At 62.7% G+C, this 20,849-nt stretch carries 15 protein-coding genes; 3 read left to right on the top strand and 12 right to left on the bottom strand.

Annotated features, from left to right (window positions below):
• Positions 1–32: 32 nt before the first annotated feature.
• Positions 33–2,762 (bottom strand): bifunctional diguanylate cyclase/phosphodiesterase, encoded by a 2,730-nt coding sequence (locus JQ611_RS27660; protein ID WP_212467173.1) that lies wholly within the window; start codon positions 2,760–2,762, stop codon positions 33–35.
• Between the two features lie 223 nt (positions 2,763–2,985).
• Positions 2,986–3,177: a hypothetical protein gene (locus JQ611_RS27655; RefSeq protein WP_212262616.1), complete on the bottom strand. Its 192-nt coding sequence runs from the start codon at positions 3,175–3,177 to the stop codon at positions 2,986–2,988.
• Positions 3,178–3,423: 246 nt separating this feature from the next.
• On the opposite strand from JQ611_RS27655, the gene JQ611_RS27650 reads away from it, so the two are divergent.
• On the top strand, positions 3,424–3,858 hold the full coding sequence (locus JQ611_RS27650; protein WP_212262618.1) for a BA14K family protein: 435 nt from the start codon (positions 3,424–3,426) through the stop codon (positions 3,856–3,858).
• Between the two features lie 3 nt (positions 3,859–3,861).
• Here the strand turns inward: JQ611_RS27650 and JQ611_RS27645 are convergent, their stop codons facing one another.
• The 4 genes from JQ611_RS27645 to JQ611_RS27630 all read right to left on the bottom strand — a co-directional run bounded on the left by JQ611_RS27645 (position 3,862) and on the right by JQ611_RS27630 (position 9,933).
• Positions 3,862–4,215, bottom strand: a complete 354-nt coding sequence (locus JQ611_RS27645; RefSeq protein ID WP_249133500.1) for an acyl-CoA thioesterase — start codon at positions 4,213–4,215, stop codon at positions 3,862–3,864.
• Between the two features lie 68 nt (positions 4,216–4,283).
• Positions 4,284–6,380 carry a 3-hydroxyacyl-CoA dehydrogenase NAD-binding domain-containing protein gene (locus tag JQ611_RS27640; RefSeq protein WP_212467172.1) on the bottom strand — a complete coding sequence of 699 codons (2,097 nt, stop codon included), beginning with the start codon at positions 6,378–6,380 and terminating at the stop codon, positions 4,284–4,286.
• A 2-nt stretch (positions 6,381–6,382) separates the two neighbouring features.
• On the bottom strand, positions 6,383–7,666 hold the full coding sequence (locus tag JQ611_RS27635; RefSeq protein WP_212467171.1) for an acetyl-CoA C-acetyltransferase: 1,284 nt from the start codon (positions 7,664–7,666) through the stop codon (positions 6,383–6,385).
• Positions 7,666–9,933, bottom strand: coding sequence for an acyl-CoA dehydrogenase (locus JQ611_RS27630; protein WP_212467170.1), 2,268 nt, complete (start codon positions 9,931–9,933; stop codon positions 7,666–7,668). Before JQ611_RS27630 ends, JQ611_RS27635 begins: the two co-directional genes overlap by 1 nt.
• Before the next feature lie 1,212 nt (positions 9,934–11,145).
• Here JQ611_RS27630 and JQ611_RS27625 point away from each other — a divergent pair.
• Positions 11,146–11,301, top strand: a complete 156-nt coding sequence (locus JQ611_RS27625) for a hypothetical protein (RefSeq protein WP_212262629.1) — start codon at positions 11,146–11,148, stop codon at positions 11,299–11,301.
• A 221-nt stretch (positions 11,302–11,522) separates the two neighbouring features.
• Here JQ611_RS27625 and JQ611_RS27620 read toward each other — a convergent pair whose 3' ends face one another.
• Positions 11,523–12,506: an ABC transporter substrate-binding protein gene (locus tag JQ611_RS27620; RefSeq protein WP_212467169.1), complete on the bottom strand. Its 984-nt coding sequence runs from the start codon at positions 12,504–12,506 to the stop codon at positions 11,523–11,525.
• Between the two features lie 938 nt (positions 12,507–13,444).
• Between JQ611_RS27620 and JQ611_RS27615 the strand changes: the two genes are divergently transcribed.
• Positions 13,445–13,921 (top strand): hypothetical protein, encoded by a 477-nt coding sequence (locus tag JQ611_RS27615; RefSeq protein ID WP_212262633.1) that lies wholly within the window; start codon positions 13,445–13,447, stop codon positions 13,919–13,921.
• 422 nt (positions 13,922–14,343) lie between these two features.
• On the opposite strand, the gene JQ611_RS27610 is transcribed toward JQ611_RS27615, so the two are convergent.
• The 5 genes from JQ611_RS27610 to JQ611_RS27590 all read right to left on the bottom strand — a co-directional run bounded on the left by JQ611_RS27610 (position 14,344) and on the right by JQ611_RS27590 (position 20,819).
• Positions 14,344–15,705 carry a tetratricopeptide repeat protein gene (locus tag JQ611_RS27610; RefSeq protein ID WP_212467168.1) on the bottom strand — a complete coding sequence of 454 codons (1,362 nt, stop codon included), beginning with the start codon at positions 15,703–15,705 and terminating at the stop codon, positions 14,344–14,346.
• A gap of 166 nt (positions 15,706–15,871) precedes the next feature.
• Positions 15,872–16,129 carry a hypothetical protein gene (locus JQ611_RS27605; protein WP_212262637.1) on the bottom strand — a complete coding sequence of 86 codons (258 nt, stop codon included), beginning with the start codon at positions 16,127–16,129 and terminating at the stop codon, positions 15,872–15,874.
• Between the two features lie 160 nt (positions 16,130–16,289).
• Complete coding sequence (locus tag JQ611_RS27600; protein WP_212467167.1) at positions 16,290–16,922, bottom strand: flavin reductase family protein; 633 nt, start codon at positions 16,920–16,922, stop codon at positions 16,290–16,292.
• A 120-nt stretch (positions 16,923–17,042) separates the two neighbouring features.
• The gene (locus tag JQ611_RS27595) at positions 17,043–17,648 is read right to left on the bottom strand and encodes a TetR/AcrR family transcriptional regulator (protein WP_212467195.1); all 606 of its coding nucleotides are present in this window, start codon (positions 17,646–17,648) and stop codon (positions 17,043–17,045) included.
• 18 nt (positions 17,649–17,666) lie between these two features.
• A complete protein-coding gene (locus JQ611_RS27590; protein WP_212262641.1) occupies positions 17,667–20,819 on the bottom strand; it encodes an efflux RND transporter permease subunit in 3,153 nt (1,050 codons plus the stop codon).
• Between the last annotated feature and the right edge of the window lie 30 nt (positions 20,820–20,849).

Raw genomic sequence — 20,849 nt, 5'->3', positions numbered from 1 at the left:
GGCGCTCGCGCGGTCCGCGAGACGCCTTTGAGTTATGTCGCGGTGCGCATGTGGCCGGCTGCATCGCTGCGGCCCAGCAGATTGGCATAAACTTCGATCCGGCGCGGACGGCCGATCAGATAGCCCTGCATTTCATCGCATCCCTCTGATATCAGCGTCCTGAGCTGATCATTGGTCTCGACACCTTCCGCCAGCACCGGAAGTCCGAGCCCGTGCGCGAGACCAATGACGGCGCGAACGATCGCCAGCGATCGATCGGTGCGGCCAAGACTGGCGATAAAGGACCGATCGATCTTGATCCGGTCGAGCGGGAAGCTTTGCAGATAGGACAGCGAGGAATATCCGGTTCCGAAATCGTCCAATGCAATGCTGACGCCCAGCCTCTTGAGGCCTTTCAGCATCAGCGTCGCACGTGCAACGTTCTCGATCAGCACGCCCTCGGTAATTTCGAGTTCGAGACGCGCCGGCGAGATGCCGGTTTCGCGCAGAACATCGCCTACCAATTGCTGCAGATTGCCGCGGCGGAATTGAATCGCCGAGACGTTGACGGCGACCTGCAGCGGCGCCTTCCAGCACGCGGCTTCGCGGCATGCCTCCCGCAAGACCCACTCCCCGATCTCGACGATCAGATCGGTTTCCTCGGCGATCGGGATGAACTCCGCGGGCGGAACGATGCCGCGTTGCGGATGCATCCAGCGCACCAGCGCCTCAAATCCGATGATCTCGCCCCCGGCATGCCGCTGCGGCTGATATTCCAGATAGAGCTCGCCGTTTGCGACGGCCGATTTCAGATCGTGTTCCAGCGCCCGGCGGTCGCGCAACTGCTGATCCATCGTGGCGGTGAAGAACCGTATCGCCCCGCGGCCTTCGTGCTTGGCACGATACAGCGCCGCATCGGCGTTGGCGAACAACGACCGCGCGTCATGGCCGTCGCGAGGATAGACCGCGATCCCGATGCTGAGATCAAGCTCGAAGGAATGGCCGTCGATTTCGATATCCTGGTCCAGCGCGCCGCGCAGCCGGTCGGCGAGCAGCTCCGCACTCGATGGCAGCGGGTCCTGTTCGGTGATCGCGATGAATTCGTCGCCGCCGATCCGCGCCAGGAAGGCACCCTGTGACGCCGTCTGCAGACGCCGCGAAGCTTCGCGCAACGCCGCGTCGCCCATCGAATGCCCAAACAGATCGTTGATCTGCTTGAAGCGGTCGAAATCGATGCAAAGGACCGCGAAGCTTCCGCTGCGTTCCCGGGCCGCGTCGAGCACCTTCGAAAAATGACCATCCAGCGCGGCGCGGTTCGGCAGATCCGTCAGCGCGTCATGCCAGGCCAGATGCAGGATCCGCTGTTCCGCGCGCTTGCGATCGGTCATGTCGAACGCCACCGCAACGCAGGCATCGCGGCCGTTGTAGCGCAGCGGGCGCGCCTCGATCGCCACCTCGATTATTCTTCCATCGGCCGTGACGTGTCGGCGGGTATCGTGCGCCGTCTGCATGCCCTGATGCTGCCGGAATTCGTCGCGAACCTTCCTGATGTCCTCCGGAATACGCAGATTCTCCACGTTCATCGACAGCATCTGCTCGCGAGAGTAGCCGTAGTGCCGGCAGGTCGCGGCATTGACGGCCAGAAGCTCGAGCGTATTGACGTCGGCCACCCACATCGGGAGCGGATTCTCCTCGAACAACAGGCGGAACGAGGCTTCGCGACGCCTCAGATCGGTGATGTCTTCGTGCGTGGCCACCCAGCCGCGATCCGGCATCGGCCGGTGGTAAATCCGGACAACGCGGCCATTGGCCAGTTCAACAACCGAGTCGTGCTGCTCCGCGCTGACGGCAAGCTGATCGCGCCAGGCGAGATATTCGTCCACGGTCATCGCGGGATGGCTTCCCGCCTCGTAACGCAGCTGGACGATCTCTCTGAGCGAGATACCAGGTTTGACGCTGTCCGGCGGCAAATCGTACATGTCGACGTAGCGGCGGTTGCACACAATGAGCCGCTGCGCACCGTCGAAGAAGCAAAGTCCCTGCGACATGTTGTTGAGCGCCGAATCGAAACGGTCGGCGATCTCGCGCGCATTGGCTTGTTCCGTAAGGGCAGCCACCTCGGCGCTTCGCGCCCGCTCGCCTTCGACGGCGAGGTCCGCGCGCGAAGCGACGAGATTCACCAGATCGGAGTAGTTGGTGTTGATCATCCGGATCAACAGCACCACCAGCATGCAAAGATTGATGCCGATGCAGACGTGCAGTGCTTCGCCCGAGATCAGCAACCGCAGCGAGATCGGAACCGCCGAAATCAGCAGCGTGAGCCGGGCGGCACTCGGGAAACTTCCGAGGCAGTATGCGCTTCCGACCGAACCCAGGAAAACCAGCAGCGCCAACGGCGCGCGCGAGTCCGCCTCGACGCTGTCGAACAGCACCAGGGTCCAGACCGCGAAGACGGCGTTGAGCGCGGACGCCAGGATGCGGGTCTTGAACAGATGCTTCAGCGCCTGTTCAGCTGTCGGCACCACCTTCCGGAGCTTGATCCAGTAGATCATCCTGATCACGCTGATCAGCAGCAGCGCCCCCGGCACACCGAAGCGGAACCAGAGCGGCAGCGAGGCCGGCAAGACGTAGGAGACGCTGACGCTCTCGACAATCAGCACGCCGTAGAGGACGGGAATTTGGCTCGTCAGAATGCGGAACTGCTCGATGAGCAACGCACCGCCCGCCGGTGTGGCGGCGCTGCCGATGTAAAACCACCGTCGAAAATACCTGCGAATGTTCATCAGGGCGCCATACCGATTGGTCGGCAAGGCTAGCGGGGGGAAGGAAATTGCGCGTAAAAAACCTTGGTAAAGGGTGAGCTTAAAATCGTCGGAAATCAGCGCAGTTCCAACGCGCTGCGCTGTCCATCAGGCGGTGAACCTGGCCGGTATTAATACGGACCGGAAATGCCGAATCTACGCCGCCGGCCTTTCGGCGCTTCTGAATATCGCAGGGACGGCCGCTTCACGCGGCCAGCGTCAGAACGCCGGTGGCAAGACGTCTCGCCGCGCGCTCGGCTTCGCGCGCGTTGCGGAACAGCTGGCCTTCCAGCTGGTCGAAACGATGAGAGGCCGCAAAGAAACGATAGCCGCCGGGGCCACGCACGACGATCCCGGCGGTCTGCGAACCGACTTCGATAATGTAGGTATCCGACATATTATCCAGCCTCGATGGCATTCCGCGCAAATAACGGAGCGTCTGCCGAAATGTTCCTCAGCCCGGAAAGCCGCGCCTGCACGGAAACGTCATCGACGATTGTCTGGCGAATCAGCGCCCGGCAAGGCCGGTTCAATACGGATTCGTGGGACAAGCGGCCCCTCCGCGGGCTTGACCTGCGGCAAAGTCGCCGCCAGTGTTCCCCGCGAATCCAGTGATTTGCGACAAACAGGCCGGAGAACGGACATGGTATCGAAATTGGCGGTTACGACGCTTCTGGCCCTCGCGATTTGCGCACCGGTCCAGCAGGCCGCCGCGCAGGATGCGATCGGCGGCGCGATCGTCGGTGGCGTGCTTGGCGGTGTCGTCGGCGGCGCCCTCGGTGGACGCGGCGGCGCGGCGGCGGGCGCCATCATCGGCGCCGGCACAGGAGCTGCGATTGCATCCCAGGGCGAGCCCCGCCCGGGCGGTTACCGCTATTACAACAACGGCTGCTATGTGGAGCAACCCGGCGGCTGGGTGGCCGTTTCGCCGCGTTATTGCGGCATGGAAGCGCAATACGTCGCGCCGCCGCCGGCCCGGGTTTACGACGACACGCCGCGCTGCATGCGCTCGCGGAGCTATGATCCGCGCCGCGGCACGTTCATCGGCCGTGACGGTTACGAGCGTCCCTGCCCATAAGACTCAAGTCGAGATTGGAGCCCCCTCACGCTTGATGGCTTGAGGGTGGCCCTGCTCGTCGATCGAGACGTAGGTAAAATTGCCGTCGGTCACCAGGATCGACAGCCTGTCTTCGCGGCGCAGCGACCAGGCCTCGAGATGGACCGTGATCGAGGTCCGGCCGATCCGGACCAGATTGGCGTGCACCGAGACGAGGTCGCCGACATAGACGGCCTTGCGAAAATTCATCGCATCGATCGCGACCGTGACGGTGCGCGAATTCGCGATCTTGGAAGCGAACACGCCGCCGCCGATATCCATCTGGCTGAGCAGCCAGCCGCCAAAGATGTCGCCATTGGCGTTGGTATCCGCGGGCATCGCCAAGGTACGGATGCAAAGATCGCCGCGCGGCTCGGTTTCGGTGCTCAGGGGAGCATGCGTCTCGTTCACTTGAAATTCTCCCAGCCGGCATCGGGCGTGAATCTGCCGCCGAATTTTTCGGTGAGCGCGCGCAGGGTCGCGACCACATTGTCCACGCCGCGGGTACGGGCATAATTCAGCGGGCCGCCACGGAACGGCGCATATCCGGTGCCGAAGATGACGGCGCCGTCGACCACATCGGCATTGTCGACGATGCCTTCGTGCAGGCACGCGACGCAGACATTCGACATCGGCAGCATCAGGCGATCGATCATTTCGGCGGATGGTTCCGAGGTGGAAGGCGCGGCCGACGAGGTGTCCGCCTTGCCGTCCTTCCAGACGTAAAATCCCTTGCCGGTCTTGCGCCCGAGTTCGCCCTTGGCGACTTTTTCGCGCAGCCACGCGGGTGTGGGCGGCAGGGCGTCGCCGAATTTCGAGCGCAGCATGTCGCCGACATCGAGGCAGATATCGAGGCCGACCTGGTCGGCGAGTTCGATCGGGCCCATCGGCATGCCGAATTTTTTCGCCGCAGCGTCGATGACCGATTTGTCGATCTTTTCGTCGAGCATCACCATCGCTTCCAGCATGTAAGGCGTCAGCGCACGGTTGACGAGGAAGCCCGGCGAAGACTTGACCGGCAGCGGCAGGCGGTCGATGGCGCCGACGAAGGCCAGCGCCTCCTTCAACAGTTGCGCATCCGTGCCGTCGTGGCTGACCACTTCGACCAGTTGCAGCCGCGACACCGGGTTGAAGAAGTGCAGGCCGAGCAGCCGCTCGGGCTTTTGCAGACTGGTGCGCAGATCCTGCAGCGGAATGCTCGACGTGTTGGTGGCAAGGATGGCGCCGGGTTTCATGATGGGCTCGAGCCCGGCATAGACCTTCTGCTTCAGAGCGAGCTTTTCCGGCACCGCCTCGATGATGAGATCGGCGCTGCGGACACCCTCGCCGCCCATGTCGGGTATCAACCTGTCCAGCGCATCGCGCACGCTGGTGCGCTTGCGCAGGATCTTGCCGAACAAGTCAGACGCGCGCTTGATCGCGCCGGCGATCGGCTCGGGCTTCATGTCGGCCAGCGTCACCCGCATATCCTGACCTGCACACCAGGCCGCGATATCGCCGCCCATCGCGCCCGCGCCGATGACATGAACGTGGTTGATCTTGTTGCCGCTGCCGGCGAGCTTCTTCATCTGCTCGCGCAGGAAGAACACCCGGATCAGGTTCTGCGCCGTTGGCGTCACCATCAATTTGGCGAACGACGCCTGTTCGGCCCGCAGCATGCCGTACCTGTCACCGCCATAACTTTCCCAGAGATCGATCAGCGCATAGGGCGCGGGATAATGTTCCTGCGGCGCCGCCTTGGCCGCCTCGCCGCGCATCCGCGAGGCGAGGAGTTTGCGCACCGGCTCCCAGTTCAGGACCGAGGTGAGCAGGCCAGGTGCGGCGCGCTTCAGCCGCCCGAACACGGCATCCTTCACCGCGCTGCGGACGTGCCGCTCCTGCGTCACCGCGTCGACCAGACCCAGCGATTTGGCCTTGCGCGCGTCGATGGTCTTTCCGGTCAGCATCAACGGCATCGACTGCATCGGATTGACCAGTTGCGTGAAGCGCACGGTGCCGCCGAGACCGGGATGCAGACCGAGCATCACCTCGGGAAAGCCGAAGCGCGCATCATCGATCGCGATCCGCATCTGGCAGGCCAGCGCAACCTCAAGGCCACCGCCGAGACAGAAGCCGTGGATCACGGCGACCGTGGGGATCCGCAGCGCTTCGAGCCGGTCGATGACAGCATGTGCCCGGCCGATTTCGGTCTCGACGGACAGCACATCGCTCGCACCACGAAACGCGTTGACATCAGCGCCGGCGATGAAGCCGGATTCCTTTGCGGAACGGATCACGAGGCCCGCGGGCCGTGCGCTTTCGAGTTCGCCGAGCACCTTGCCGAGTTCTTCGATCAGATCCGCCGACAGCGTATTGGCGCTGGCGCCTTCGCGGTCGAACAGCAGCCAGGCGATCCCGTCGGAGTCGCGGGTCAGCTTGAAATTCCTGTACGGTCCGCCCGCGTCGGGCTTCGGCCCGAGTTCGAGCACGCGATCGCCGAGAACGCCCATGATCTCTGATTCCATGATCACACCGTCTCTATCAGCATCGCGCCGCCCTGCCCGCCGCCGATACATTCGGTGGCGATGCCGCGCCGTGTGCCCAACCGCTTCATGGCGTTGACGAGATGCAGCACGATGCGGTTGCCGCTGCAGCCGACCGGATGGCCAAGGCTGATCGCGCCGCCATCGACATTCATTCTGGTCTGGTCGATGGCACCGGCCGCACCGTCGAGGCCCAAAATCTCCTTGCAGAACTTTTCGTCGTTCCAGGCTGCGAGACAGCCCAGCACCTGCGTCGCAAAGGCCTCGTTCAATTCCCAGGTCTCGATATCGCCGAGAGTCAGACTATTTCGCTTCAATAGTTCAGTCGCCGACAGCACCGGCCCGAGACCCATGATCGAGGGATCGAGCGCCGACCATTGGCTGTCGAGGATGACCGCCTTCGGCGTCAGGCCGTGCTTGGCAACGGCTTTCTCGGAAGCGAGGATCACCCATGACGCACCGTCGGTGATCTGCGAGGAATTTCCGGCGGTGACCTTGCCCCAGGGCCGTTCGAACACCGGCTTCAGTTTTGCCAATGTCTCGGCCGTGGAGTCCGGCCGCACGCCGTCGTCATGGTCATAGAATTTGCCGTCGCGGGCAAACGCGGTTTCGACCTCGCCCTTCAGCCAGCCCTGGCTCTGGGCATTGGCGAGCCGCTTGTGGCTCTCGGCGGCATAGGCATCGGATTGCGCGCGGGTGATGCCGAAGAGATGCCCGACCACTTCCGCGGTCTGGCCCATGTTGAGGTCGGTGATGGGATCGGTCAGCCCGCGTTCGAGGCCGATGATCGGCTTGAGATAAGACGGCCGCACCTTAAGCGCGGCCATGATCTTTGCGCCGATACCCCGGGCTCCGGCAAGGCCGGCGAACCAGCGCACGCCCTGTTGCGGCCACACCAGCGGCGCGTGGCTGAGCGCCTCGGCGCCGCCGGCCAGGATCAGGTCGGAGACGCCCTCGCGGATGTAGCGGTAGCCCGTGTCGATCGACTGCATGCCGGAGCCGCAATTGATCTGCACGGTGAAGGCGACCATTTTTTCGCCCATGCCGAGCCGGAGCGCTGCGACCCGCGCCGGGTTCATCTCGTCGGCAATGACGTTGACGCAGCCCAAGATCACCTGATCGAACGTGGTGGGCGCAAAGGGTTGCCGGGCCAATAGCGGCCGGCCGCATTGCACGGCGAGATCGACCGGGGTGAAGGGCCCGGGGCCGGAGCGCGCCTTCAGGAACGGCGTCCGGCTGCCGTCGACAATAAAAACCGGTCGCGCCATCAGCTCGCCGCCCTCTGCTCACCCAATTCCTGGAAGAATTGATGCACGTCGGCGGCTTTCCTGTAAATCGGTGACAGCGCTTCCGGCGCAAAATCGTCGACCTCGATCACTTTTGCGACAGCTTCATGCGCCGCGGCGAGCCTTTCGCCCTCGGACTGGGTGATGACGCCCTTCTGCACCGCTTCGTTCCAGTCGTGCAGCCGCGCGGCGTGCATTTTCTTTGAAATGTCATCTGCAGCCGTGACGAGCAGGAACGCCTTCTCCAGCCTGAAAACGCCGCGGTCGTCGTCGACATGCGACAAATCAGCCGTCAACCGATCGCGCGCCGCCGATGGCGACAGCACCAGCTGCGCGCAGAGATGGACGACCCGGTCTGTCGGACCGACCACCCGCGAGCCGAACGGCTGGATCAGGAATTTCAGGATCACTGCGACGAAGCGATTGGGCAGATTATTGAGGATCTCGGCAAAGCGGTTCTCGATGGTTTTGAAGCCGCTCGCCATGCACCATTCCAGTGCGGCGAAATCGGCTTGCTGGCGGCCCTCGTCCTGCCAGCGTTTCAGCGCGGCCGAAAGCAGATAGAGTTCGGAGAGGATATCGCCGAACCGGGCCGAGAGCATTTCCTTGCGCTTGAGCGCACCGCCCAAGGTCAACAGTGCCATGTCGGCGCAGAGCGCGAAGGCCGAGGAGTAGCGGGAGAGCTGGCGATAGAATTTGGTTGCATCACCAGCGTCTGGCGCCGGCGCGAACATGCCAAAGCTCCAGCTGCGGCCCCAGGCGCGGAACATGGTCTTGAAACTATGCCCGACATGGCTCCAGAACGCCTTGTCGAAAGCATCCAGCCCTCTGGCGCGATCGGCTTCACCGAGCGCGTTCATCTCGTCGAGCAGATAGGGATGGGCGCGGATCGCGCCCTGCCCGAACACGATCAGATTACGGGTCAGGATGTTGGCGCCTTCGACGGTGATGCCGACCGGCACCGAGCGATAGAGGTTGCCGAGATAGTTCTGCGGGCCGTCAATGACCGCCTTGCCGCCATGGATGTCCATGGCGTCGTCGATCGCAATCCGCATCCGCTCGGTGGCGTGCAGCTTCATGATGCCGGAAATGACCGCGGGATGACGGCCCTGGTTGAGCGCCGCACAGGTCAGCCGCCGCGCGGCGTCGAGCAAATAGGCCGTGCCGGCAATGCGCGCCAGCGGCTCCTCGATGCCTTCGAATCTTGAGATGGAGATGCCGAACTGCTCGCGGATGCGGGCATAGGCGCCAGAGGTGCGCGCGGCATAGGCCGCGCCCGCGGCCGACAGCGACGGCAGCGAGATGCCGCGGCCGGCGGCGAGCGCGGTCATCAGCATTTTCCAGCCCTGGCCGAGACGTTCCTGGCCACCGATGATGTAATCCATCGGGATAAAGACATCGCGGCCCCAGTTCGGGCCGTTCTGGAACACCTGCATCGCCGGCAGATGGCGCTTGCCGATTTCGACGCCGGGAAGGTGCGTCGGGATCAGCGCCACGGTGATGCCGAGTTCTTCCTGCGAGCCCACCAGATGATCGGGGTCGTAGGCCTTGAAGGCGAGGCCGAGCAGCGTCGCGACCGGGCCGAGCGTGATATAGCGCTTGTGCCAGTTAAGGCGCAGCCCCAGCACTTCGCGGTCTTCGAACTGACCCTTGCAGATAATACCGGTGTCGATCATCGAGGCGGCGTCGGAGCCGGCTTCCGGACTGGTCAGCCCGAAGCAGGGAATGTCGCGGCCATCGGCCAGGCGCGGCAGCCATTGCTGCTGTTGCTCTTTTGTGCCGAAGCGCATCAAGAGTTCGCCGGGCCCGAGCGAGTTCGGCACCATCACGGTGACGGCGGCGGTCAGCGAGCGCGACGAGAGTTTTCGCACCACCTCGGAATGCGCGTAAGGCGAGAAGCCGAGGCCGCCATACTCTTTGGGAATGATCATGCCGAAGAATTTGTGGCGCTTGATGAAGGCCCACGCCTCCGGCGGCAGGTCGCGCCATTCCCAATTGATCTTCCAGTCGTCGAGCATGGCGCAGAGTTCGTCGACCGGACCATGGAGGAAGGCTTCTTCCTCCGCCGTCAGCGTCGCCGGCGCGTAGCCAAGCAATTTCGACCAGTCGGGATTGCCGGTGAAGAGGTCGGCGTCCCACCAGACGTCACCGGCCTCCAGCGCCTCGCGCTCGGTGTCGGACATCGACGGCAACACGCCGCGGGCCCAGGAGAAGATCGGCTTGGTGATGAAATCGCGGCGGAAGCTCATGGCGGTCCTCATGGATCGGCGGCGCGGAAGGCTATTTTAGCTGATGATGCGGGGTTTGGGTGAACACTTCGCCCTTGAAAATCGGGCGAAATTGACGCGGCCGGGCGGCGGGAGATAACGGCCGTGGGGCGTGTCAGTTCCGGAGCTGAGGGGTAGCGTGCTCGCTCTCCGCCTCGCGTCGTCCCGGCCTTGAGCCGGGATCCATACGCCGCGGCCCATCGGTGAGAACGCTGGCGTCAGATACCTTCTTCAACAACAAGGGCCGCGGCGTATGGGTCCCCCGATGCGCAATTGCGCATCTGAGGCCAAGCCCGGGACGACAGTGAGTGTGTGGCCGCATGTCATCCTAGATGCACGTCCGCATTCTCGCGGCGCATTACGCCCGAGCTTTGCCAGAAATTCCTTACCCTCTTCAATTCAGAGGGCGCAGGGAATGCCGGATGCGCGCTGCACCCGCGGTCTCGTGTGCGATTGTGCAACAAGATGGTGCACACGAGCATACAGGGCAGCGGAGAGCATCCGACATTCCCTGCGCAATGGCTTTACGGCTTATGACGCGCTCTCCCCGGTGAGACGGCCTCTATTGCCACCGTCGTCCCTCCGAAGCGTTGGCTCCCGAAAGACTTGACGCCGTTACGGGCGCCAGGACCACACGCTTTCGCCGTACGCTTCAGCCGCGACCGTCAATCGCAACCTCAGCGTCCACCGCGACCCGTCCCTCGTCGTGACGATGGCCAACGCCCCTCTGAGTGGGACGGGATGGCGAGAATGTGCCGGTGATTTGGGTCGAAGGAAAGAGAAATATTTTTGATTTTCGGAAATTTTTGACTTGACACGATTTCTGACAATCGGAACTGATTTGCCCGTCGGGTCAATTTGTCGCGGGAAAGCACAGGACCATGCGGCAATGATGGGCGCGCGGCGGACCTCCGATGAAGCAGCGACAAGCCCCGCAGGTCGTCAATCATAAACCTAAGTATCATCGTCCCAAACGAATGTAAGGCACTGCTGAACGTCCGTGCAATGGTCCGATCCGTCCCTGTGCGAGAGGTTGTAGTTCAACGGCGTTATGCCGTTCGAACCGGGATCGAGCGGCGGAGCTGAGAAGGCCGCACACGCTGATGCGGCCAAGGCATTGGCTCGGCCAGTTGCTCGCGAATGTGAGCGCTGGGCGGAGTAACCCACCGCGAAACCTGCAAAGGAAGCACAGTCATGGACGTCATTATCCAGAAGATTAACGGCTTGTGGCACCTCATCGTCGGGTCGTGTCAGATCCGGACTCCGTTCCTCGAGACACAGCACCGCGCGCTGGTCGTTGCCTACGCCCGCCAGGTCTACCCGGGCGCCAAGATCCTCGAACGCGACTGAGCACTCACGCAGGTCAGGCGTGCTGCGCCGGCGCCCGGCCCCATTGATCTGCTAGCCGAAACCCGCATCCAGAGCGTTGCCGTTGTGCTCGGCCAACATCTCAGTTCGCGTCGATGCTGGCGTGCCCGTCGATGTCCGCTCACTTGGGCAGCTCGGACCTGCCGGGCGGACCGCGCCATGGCCAACAGGTGCCAACAACGGACCTATGCACTCCAACAAGCTCACTCAATCACTTCGTCGGCGCGGCCAAGCAGCGAAGTTGGTACACCAAGGCCCAACGCCTTTGCTGTCTTCATGTTGATGACGAGTTCGAATTTTGTGACTTGCTGGACCGGCAGGTTTTCCGGCCTTTCGCCGTTCAGAACCCGGCCAAGATAGTCGCCCACCTGTCGGCGGGCCTCGGCGTAGTTCGGTCCGTAACTTACCAATCCGCCATCAGCAGCGAATTCACGAATTGGATAGAGTGCCGGTATGCGGTGTTGAGCTGTCAGACCAGCAAGGCTTTCGCGGTTTCGAAGCATCAATGCGTCAGCCGAAATCAACAACGCATCCGGCCGCACGCCAGCCATCCTTGCGAAAGCCTCCTTGAAATCATCGGGGCCTCCTGTCTCGACACGGAGCAGCTTCACTCCCAAGGTATCAGCCGCCAGTTCCAATCTCCTCAGAGTGTCCTCGTACCCTGATACGAGGCTTGTTGGATTATAGAAGAACCCAATAGACTTCGCCGTCGGCACCAGTTCACAAAGCATCTGCAGCCGTTTGGTCATTACCTCTACATTGAGAACTGAAACCCCCGTCGCGTTGCCGGCCGGTCTGTTCAGGCTTACGACGAAACCGCTTGCGACAGGGTCAAAACCGGTCAGAAAAATGATCGGAATTGACGTGGTGGCGGCCTTGGCGGCCATGATTGAAGGCCCTGCAAAAACAGCGATGGCATTTACTCGATGCCGAACCAGATCACGGGCCAACTCACCTAGTCGGTCCTCGTGACTATCGGCGCAACGGTATTCAAGCGCGAGATTTCGGCCCTCGACATAGCCCATTTCGGCCAAGCGGTCCTGGACCGAGCCAAAATTTCTCCGTGCCCCCTCGAGCGATCCAACGTCAAGGACGCCCAGAGTCCGCGAAGCCGCCTGTTGTCCCAGAGCAGGAAGCGACCACGCGGCCGCACTCCCAATTGCAGCGATGAACTCGCGCCGCCTCATCGATTTTTCCTCGGACGACGGCCGGCATTGTAGCCGCTCCGACCGGCCATCTGGAAGTAGGCAGATTGAAGTCCAACAAATTCGGCTGTGGGTCATTCGCGTCGATGCTGGCGTGCCCGTCGATGTCCGCTCACCGCGGCAGCTCGGACATGCCGGGCGGATCGCGCCATGTGCGACAAGTGCCATGAACGGACTCGCAGGTTTCTACGCGATCATTCGCGCCCTGCTTCAGGAAGTCCTCAAGGCAGCCTGCGCATCCGTTCGCCGTCGGCGAGGCGCCACCGGATCATTTCCTCCTCCACGTCTTCCCTTGCTTGCCGAAGTGGCAGGAGCAGGCACCACGGCCGGGTTGTGGATTGGAATCCGTACTGGCGCGGATTTGTTTGCGGACGTGACGGCATACACAAAAAGAAGGCCGCCTGCGTTGGTGCAAGCGGCCCAAGTCTAGGGAGGAAACGCCCAAGGAGGGCAGCGATAGCGCGAGGGGCGCTACCGGAGCCCCTAGCTAAGATGATCGCGATCGGCGGCTCAATTGGACGTAGGTAAACGTCGGGTATCTCAACGGGTCGCGGAACTATACGAAGGTTTATGGCGCTCGCCCTTAAAGCCGGCCACTTCCGATCATGAAAGGGGAGAACCCGGCCAGTATCCCCGTGAAGAGCCTACTGTTTATGAAGTATGGCTCAATTTGCGCACCGCGCGCGTACTCAACATCACGATACCAGCGTCCGTTACCGCCAGCGCCGACCGTGTGATCGAATGAGCCACGAGGTGCGTGAGGTGGATTGAGTCGCCCTGCCCGAAGCCTGGTGCCCGCCATCAACTACCGCGCCGGCGCGTGCCGAGTGACGTTCATCACAGTGGCACCGCGCAGGTTAGATGTAGATCACGAACAGGGACGGATGGGACCGCCCGACTGCAAACAGGGATTATCAGCTATGACAACACGCTCCGACGACCGTTGTAGAGACTTCGGAGACGCCGACTATAATTTGCGTCGCGCGCGCATAGCCGGTTATGTGCTGCTTGCCGGTCTTTTTCTTGAGGTTGTGAGCTGCATATTTTGGTTTCATGGCGTCGAGACCTTGGCTTCATTGATATGCGTCGCGTTGGTGGCTGGAGGTGTCGCGGGCGAGATCTTCTTTGAATACAAGGCCAGACTGGCCGACAAGGGCACGCCCATCGTCGCCGCACCACCCATCAGCAGGGTTGATCAGCCGACGCCAGACCGCAGCTATTCGAGGAGCAGCGTGAACAGGACAGGCCTGCACTTCAGCATCGGGCTCGGCGAACTCCTTCGCAATCGCAATACGCCGTCTTCGCCGAACAATTCCAGGCTGCGGTCGCCATTTCCTGAACGAGCTCGCAGAAGCCTGCCACTGCGCCGCTGGCGAGAGCGCTTTGCGTCAAGCTAGAAAAGCTCGCAGGAGCCGAGCGGTCCGGAAGCCCCAGGAAGGGTGCGCGGAAGCCGGACCATCGCACAGGCGGCGCGTGTAAGCGCCCGCTGGACGGCCGGGTTTTGGCTAGTAGAATACGTGCGGGGAAACGAGGGATAGCCAATGCTGTTCAAGCGATTTCGACGGGCCGTCGAACCCAGTCCCAGCAAATGGAAGCGAATAGAAGAAACACCGATACCGTTGAGCCTCGGTCGGATCTGGCTCGTTGATAATGATGGCAGTATCACGCGCGCGATGGCATTTACCTGGCCGATCCTCAAGCGCCGCGAGCCGCGCAAATATCGGTTCTGGATGTCTCGTGAGCCGCACGCACGAGAACCTTCCGCTGAGGCTATTGCGGCTCTCAGAGTGCTTAAAGCCAGATAGACCGGAGCACGTGGCTAGAAGCGCGAGGCTATCTCAATCGCCAGCCGCGCGCTCTGCATCGCCAAACGTGACATTTTCTCAAGCAAGCTTCGCTGCTCGTTGGCGAGCTTGTAGAGACGAGCCGCTTCCTGCTCATTCTTTTCCAGGCCGCCGCGACCCTCTTCGTAGAACAGCCCGAGGTTTTGTTGCGCTGTCGGATTTCCCTGCTCCGCAGCCAGCTTGAACAGGCGCGCGGCCTCGCCTTCGTCCTTTAGCAGGCCGCCAATACCCTCGGCGTAGAAGTGCCCGAGACTGACCTGGGCACTGACGCTTCCCTGGTCGGCGGCGAGCCTGTAGAGGCGGGCGGCCTCGCGGTCGTCCTGTTGCAGTCCGCCATGACCCTGCCTGTAGAAGAGCCCGAGGTTGAATTGCGCGGCAGGGTTTCCCTGCTCCGCAGCGAGCTTGAAGAGCCGAGCGGCCTCGCGCGCATCCTTCTGCAAACCGCCAAGGCCATCGTCGTAGAAGTTCCCGAGACTGAGCTGAGCGCTGGCGTCGCCCTGGTCAGCGGCGAGCTTGTAGAGGCGGGCGGCCTCGCGCTCGTCCTTTGGCAGTCCGCCATGACCCACGCTGTAGAAGAGCCCGAGGTTGTATTGCGCTGTCGCGTCTCCCTGGTCCGCAGCAAGTTCGAAGAGGCGAGCGGCCTCGCGCTCATTCTTTTGCAGTCCGCCAAGGCCCTCGTCGTAGAAGGAGGCGAGATTGACCTGAGCGCTGGCGTATCCCTGGTCGGCGGCGAGCTTGTAGAAGCGGACAGCCTCGCGGTCGTCCTTTTGCAATCCGCCACGGCCCTGGTCGTAATAGAGCCCGAGATTGTATTGCGCCGTGGCGTCGCCCTGCTCCGCAGCGAGCCTGTAGAGGCGAGCGGCCTCGCGGCGATCGTTCGGCAGTCCGCCGGCACCCTCGCTGTAGAAGTGCCCGAGATTGACCTGAGCGCTGGCGTATCCCTGATCGGCAGCCAGCTTGAAGAGGCGGGCGGCCTCGCGGTCGTCTTGTTGCAATCCGCCACGTCCCTCGTCGTAGAAGACGCCGAGGTTGTATTGCGCCACGGGATTTCCCTGGCCCGCAGCGAGCTTGAAGAGGCGCGCGGCCTCGCGGTCATCGTTCGGCAGGCCGCGCCCTTGCGCATAGACGATCCCGAGATCGACCTGCGCGCCGGCGTCTCCCTGGTCAGCGGCAAACTGAAGGATACCAGCGGCCTCGCGGTCGTCCTTTGACGGTTCGTCACCATCCTGCTCATGGTGCACCGGATCGTTCGACAGCGCCTGCGTCGCAGCGCCATACGCCAACGGAAGCGCAACCACGAGCACAGCTGTGATGGAGAACAAAGCCCGCTTGTTCATGTTCATCTCTAAAGCCAATTTGGCTAGATCAAGGGAGAAATCATTGCCGGCGACTGGCCGGCGTGGCCGACCGGACAATTAGTCGCGTCCAGTGCCAAGCCGGTTCAGGACCGGCCATTGTCGCGCGGGGCGATCGGGTTGAGCTGCATGCTGCGACAGCGGAGGCTCAGGTCTTTGGGAGCCACCACCCGAATATTGCAACAACGACGCACGCAGCCAGGGTGATCAAATTCCAGCCCATTGAGATCCAGTAACGGACCGGCGCTTCGTCTTTCTGAAAAATCCAGGTCTCGTAGTCCAGAATATCCTCGCCCTCGAGCTCGATTTTTCTTTCGACGAGGCCATTCCAGAATCTGCGGCCGCAATCGAAGCAAAAATAGATCGCGACGAGGCGAGCGACAATCTCACAAAGGAAAAACTGCATTCGACACCCGTCGTCAAGCGCTGCTTCGATGACCAGGCCGTAATCGGCCGGGTCACGGCAGTCGTTGCATCCGCGCTACACGGTTTGGGTGTAGCCGGAACCGGTGTTGGTTCAATCGCAGGAACGATTTGCGAACCCCGCGAAGCGCGGAGTGAGACGATCAATCCGGCCGGATCATCTCGAACATGTTTTCCGGCTTGATCTCGAAATAGTCGCCGCTGCGGCCGGCGCGGACGATCGGGCGGGCCATCGCGGTCTGGTAGACGCCGTCCTTGATCATGGCCTTGTCGATGTGGACGGCGACGACTTCGCCGAGCGTCAGCCAGGCCTGCGCCTTGTCGCCATTGGCGCCCTGCAGCTGGATGATCTGCGTCAGCCGGCATTCGAACGCGACCGGGCTTTCGGCGACGCGCGGCACATTGACGAGCTTGCCGGGTACCGCCGTGAGGCCGGCGATATTGAACTCGCTGACGTCGCGGGCGACGTGGGCCGCGGTGGCGTTCATCTGCTGCGCCAGGTCCATGGTGGCGAGATTCCAGACGAACTCCTTGGTCTCCTGGATATTGGCGGCGCTGTCCTTCCAGTTGGTGGAGGAGAAGCCGATGATCGGCGGCTTGTAGCAGAACGCGTTGAAGAAGCTGTAAGGCGCCAGGTTGACGTTGCCGTTGGTATCGCGCGACGAAATCCACCCGATCGGGCGCGGCGCGATGATGGCGTTGAAGGGGTCGTGCTTGAGGCCGTGGCCCTTGGCAGGCTCGTAAAAATGCAGGTCTTTCGGGCTCTTGGCGTCCATTTTCCGGTGTTTCCTTCAATCGGTGGGTTAGGCAAAGCGTAGCGTGCCCACCGCCCTAATTGAAGTAGGAATGGTGGGCACGGCGCATGCGCCTTTGCCCACCCTACGTCGGAAATCCGGCTATTTCGCCTGCCGCGGCTCCAGCGCGCGGAACAGGAAATCGATCATCTGGTCGATTGTGGCGGTAGGCTTGTTGACGGCCTGCGCGATCATCTGCGGGTGGAAAAAGCGGATCATGCCGGTGCAGGTACAGAGCGCGGCCAGCGGCAGGTCGGGGGCCTCGAACTCGCCGGACGCCACGCCCTGCCCGATCACCTCGCCGATCATGCCGGTGACGCACTCGATATGGGCGACGCAGACGTCCCAGTCCTCCTCCATCGCGATCGCGACCATCTCATGCAGCTTGTTATCGCCAACATAGCGCTCCGAGTTCATGCGATTGACGGTCGTGAGCAGATCGCGCAGGCGCGGCTTTGCCGGACCGGGTGCAGCCACGATCCGCCGCGCCTCGGTCTCGACCTCGCCCATCAGGGTGCGCGCCACGCCTTCGTGGATCGACTTCTTCGAATCGAAGAAGCGATAGACGTTGGCCGGGCTCATGCGCAGTTCTTTGGCGATGTCGGCGACCGTCGTCTTCTGGTAGCCGAGCTGCCTGAACAGACGCTCCGCCACGACGAGAATACGCTCCCGCGTGTCGGTTTCCACATTTTCAGCAATCAGCGTCATGTCAGAACCAATGTTCAATTATTCCGCCGCGTCGGCAAGCGGAAATGCGAGCGGAGACGTGCTCAGATCCTTGGCGGCATGCTGCGGCGCAAGATCGGGCTGCTTGGTTTGGCCGCTTTCTTCCAGGCTCTTGCGGAACCAGAGCGCGTAGAGGCCCGGCAGGTACAGCAAGGTCAGGAAGGTTGCAACGAACAAACCGCCCATGATGGTGATCGCCATCGGACCCCAGAAGGCCGAACGCGACAGCGGAATCATGGCCAGGATCGCGGCCAGCGCCGTCAGGATCACCGGCCGGGCACGCCGCACGGTGGCTTCGACGATGGCTTCCTTGCGCGTCATGCCATGGGAAACGTCGGTCTCGATCTGGTCGACCAGAATGACCGCGTTGCGCATGATCATGCCGGCCAGCGCGATCAGCCCGAGCAGCGCCACGAAGCCGAACGGCTGGCCCGCGATGTTGAGGCCGAGCGAGGCGCCGACGATGCCGAGCGGCGCCGTCAAAAACACCAGGATCAGGCGCGAGAAGCTCTGCAGCTGGATCATCAAGAGCGTCAGCATGACAAGCGCCATCAGCGGAAACAGCACGGCGATCGAGGCGTTGCCCTTGGCGGATTCCTCGAACGCGCCGCCCGGCTCGATCCGGTAGGCCGGCTCGAGGCTATCGCGGATCTGCTGCAGCTTCGGCCAGATCTGGTTGGTGACGTCGGGCGCCTGCACGCCGTCGGCGACGTCGGTGCGCACGGTGATCGCCATGTCGCGGTTACGCCGCCACAGGATCGGTTCCTCATGGGCGTATTCGATCTTGGCGATCTGCTGCAGCGGCACGGCAACGCCGTTGCGTGAAGTCACGGTGAGGTCGCCGACATGGCCGAGATCGAGCCGCTCGGACGGAACCGCGCGGGCGATGACGCCGACCTTCTCGATGCCGTCGCGGATGGTCGTCACCGGCGCACCCGAGATCAGCATGCTGAGCGCCTGCGAGACGTCCTGCGGGGTAAGACCAAGCGCACGGGCACGGTCCTGATCGACCACGAGCTTGAGGTAGGGCGACTGCTCGTTCCAGTCGAGCTGCGGCTCCAGGGCATTGGGATTCTGCCGCATTACGTCACGCACCTGATAGGCGATGTCGCGGACCTTGTTGGGGTCGGGGCCGATCACGCGGAACTGGACCGGGAAGCCGACCGGCGGGCCAAAATTGAAGCGGTCGATGCGCACACGCGCCTCGGAGAGGTCGCCGCCGGCGACCGCCTTCTCCAGCCGCGCCTTGATGCGCTCGCGGGCGTCGACGTCCTTGGAGACGATCACGATTTCGGCGAAGGCCTCGTTCGGCAGTTGCGGGTTAAGGCCGAGCCAGAAGCGCGGCGAACCCTGGCCGACATAGGAGGTGTAGGTCGCGATGTCCTTGTCGTCCTTGAGCAGCGCCTCGGCCTTCTTCACCGACTTCTCGGTAACGTTGAAGGCGGTGCCTTCGGGCAGGCGCAGCTGCAGGAACAGTTCGGGGCGTTCGGACAGCGGGAAGAACTGCTGCTGGACATTGCCAAAGCCGACGATCGAGAGCGCGAACACGCCGACGGTTGCCACCACCACCTTGATGCGGTGGTCGACGCACCACTGCACCATGCTGCGCAGGATGCGATAGACGCGGGTCTCATAGACCGCGTGCGGATCGTGGTTGTGGTGGACCTTGATGTTCGGCAGCAGCTTGACGCCGATATAAGGCGTGAAGATCACCGCGACGAACCAGGACGCCACCAGCGAAATCGCCACGATCCAGAAAATGCCGCCGGCATATTCGCCGACCGCGGAATTGGCAAAGCCGATGGGGAGGAAGCCAGCGGCCGTGACCAGCGTTCCCGTGAGCATCGGAAACGCAGTCGATTCCCAGGCAAAGGAGGCCGCGCGAACGCGGTCCCAGCCCTGCTCCATCTTCACCACCATCATCTCAACCGCGATGATGGCGTCGTCGACGAGCAGGCCGAGCGCGATGATCAGCGCGCCCAATGTAATACGGTGCAGATCGATCGACATCGCGTTCATGACGATGAAGACGATCGCCAGCACCAGCGGCACCGACATCGCCACCACGATGCCGGTTCGCCAGCCAAGCGCCAGGAACGAGACGAACAGCACGATCGCCAGCGCTTCGACGAAGGAGTGCACGAACTCGCCGACCGCGCGCTCGACCACCTTGGGCTGGTCGGCGATCTGCTCGACATTGATGCCCTGCGGCACCGCCTTCATGAAGTCATTACTCGCGTTCTCGACTTCCTTGCCGAGCTCGAGGATGTTGGCGCCCTTGGCGGTGACCACGCCGATACCGAGCGCGGGCTTGCCTTCCTGGCGCGCCTTGAAGGTCGGTGGATCGACGAAGCCGTGGGTGACGGTGGCGATATCGCCCAGGCGGAATATGCGGCCGTTGCTCTCGACCGGCGTCTCGGCAACCGCCTTGGCGCCGTCGAGCGCGCCGGTGACGCGCAGCGGCACGCGCTGCGAGGAAGTTTCCACCGTGCCGGCCGGCGTGACGTTGTTCTGCTTGGCCAGCGAATCGAACAGCGCCTGCGGCGTGACGCCGATCGTCGCCAGCTTGGCGTGCGAGAATTCGACGAAGATGCGCTCGTCCTGGGCGCCGTAGAGATTGACCTTGGTGACGCCGGGTACCTTCAGCAGCCGCTGGCGCATGCCTTCGGCGGCCTTCTTCAGCTGCGCGTAATCGGCGCCGTCGCCGGTCATCATATAGAGGATGGAATCGACGTCGCTGAATTCGTCATTGACGTTGGGGCCGAGCAGGCCCGCCGGCAACTGGCCCTGCACGTCGGCGAGCTTCTTGCGGAGCAAATAGAACAGATACGGCACTTGCGCCGGCGGCGTCGAATCCTTGAACGTGACCTGCATCGCGGTAAACGCGGGCTTGGAATAGGTCTGTACCTTCTCGAAGTAAGGCAGCTCCTGCAGCTTCTTCTCGATGGGATCGGCGACCTGGGTCTGCATCTCCTGCGCCGTGGCGCCCGGCCAGATCGCAGAGACGTTGACCACCTTCACGGTGAAGAACGGATCCTCGGCGCGGCCAAGCCGCTCGTAGGAGAAGAAGCCGGCCACACCCAGCGCGATCATCAGGAACAGGATCAGCGTCGGATGGCTTACCGCCCAGCCCGACAGATTGAAGCGCTTCATGTCACTCTCCAACGTTTTCCGTTGTTACCG

The sequence above is a fragment of the Bradyrhizobium sp. AUGA SZCCT0182 genome (assembly GCF_018130185.1).
Lineage (GTDB): Bacteria > Pseudomonadota > Alphaproteobacteria > Rhizobiales > Xanthobacteraceae > Bradyrhizobium.
This window is presented reverse-complemented; position numbering and strand designations above follow the sequence as displayed.

Excerpts from the sequence above, each read along its gene's own strand:
- JQ611_RS27625 (WP_212262629.1), top strand. The coding sequence starts at position 11,146 with ATGGACGTCATTATCCAGAAGATTAACGGCTTGTGGCACCTCATCGTC.
- JQ611_RS27660 (WP_212467173.1), bottom strand. The coding sequence starts at position 2,762 with ATGAACATTCGCAGGTATTTTCGACGGTGGTTTTACATCGGCAGCGCC.
- JQ611_RS27600 (WP_212467167.1), bottom strand. The coding sequence starts at position 16,922 with ATGGACGCCAAGAGCCCGAAAGACCTGCATTTTTACGAGCCTGCCAAG.
- JQ611_RS27605 (WP_212262637.1), bottom strand. The coding sequence starts at position 16,129 with ATGCAGTTTTTCCTTTGTGAGATTGTCGCTCGCCTCGTCGCGATCTAT.
- JQ611_RS27630 (WP_212467170.1), bottom strand. The coding sequence starts at position 9,933 with ATGAGCTTCCGCCGCGATTTCATCACCAAGCCGATCTTCTCCTGGGCC.
- JQ611_RS27620 (WP_212467169.1), bottom strand. The coding sequence starts at position 12,506 with ATGAGGCGGCGCGAGTTCATCGCTGCAATTGGGAGTGCGGCCGCGTGG.
- JQ611_RS27610 (WP_212467168.1), bottom strand. The coding sequence starts at position 15,705 with ATGAACAAGCGGGCTTTGTTCTCCATCACAGCTGTGCTCGTGGTTGCG.
- JQ611_RS27590 (WP_212262641.1), bottom strand. The coding sequence starts at position 20,819 with ATGAAGCGCTTCAATCTGTCGGGCTGGGCGGTAAGCCATCCGACGCTG.
- JQ611_RS27655 (WP_212262616.1), bottom strand. The coding sequence starts at position 3,177 with ATGTCGGATACCTACATTATCGAAGTCGGTTCGCAGACCGCCGGGATC.
- JQ611_RS27650 (WP_212262618.1), top strand. The coding sequence starts at position 3,424 with ATGGTATCGAAATTGGCGGTTACGACGCTTCTGGCCCTCGCGATTTGC.
- JQ611_RS27640 (WP_212467172.1), bottom strand. The coding sequence starts at position 6,380 with ATGGAATCAGAGATCATGGGCGTTCTCGGCGATCGCGTGCTCGAACTC.
- JQ611_RS27595 (WP_212467195.1), bottom strand. The coding sequence starts at position 17,648 with ATGACGCTGATTGCTGAAAATGTGGAAACCGACACGCGGGAGCGTATT.
- JQ611_RS27615 (WP_212262633.1), top strand. The coding sequence starts at position 13,445 with ATGACAACACGCTCCGACGACCGTTGTAGAGACTTCGGAGACGCCGAC.
- JQ611_RS27635 (WP_212467171.1), bottom strand. The coding sequence starts at position 7,666 with ATGGCGCGACCGGTTTTTATTGTCGACGGCAGCCGGACGCCGTTCCTG.
- JQ611_RS27645 (WP_249133500.1), bottom strand. The coding sequence starts at position 4,215 with ATGCCCGCGGATACCAACGCCAATGGCGACATCTTTGGCGGCTGGCTG.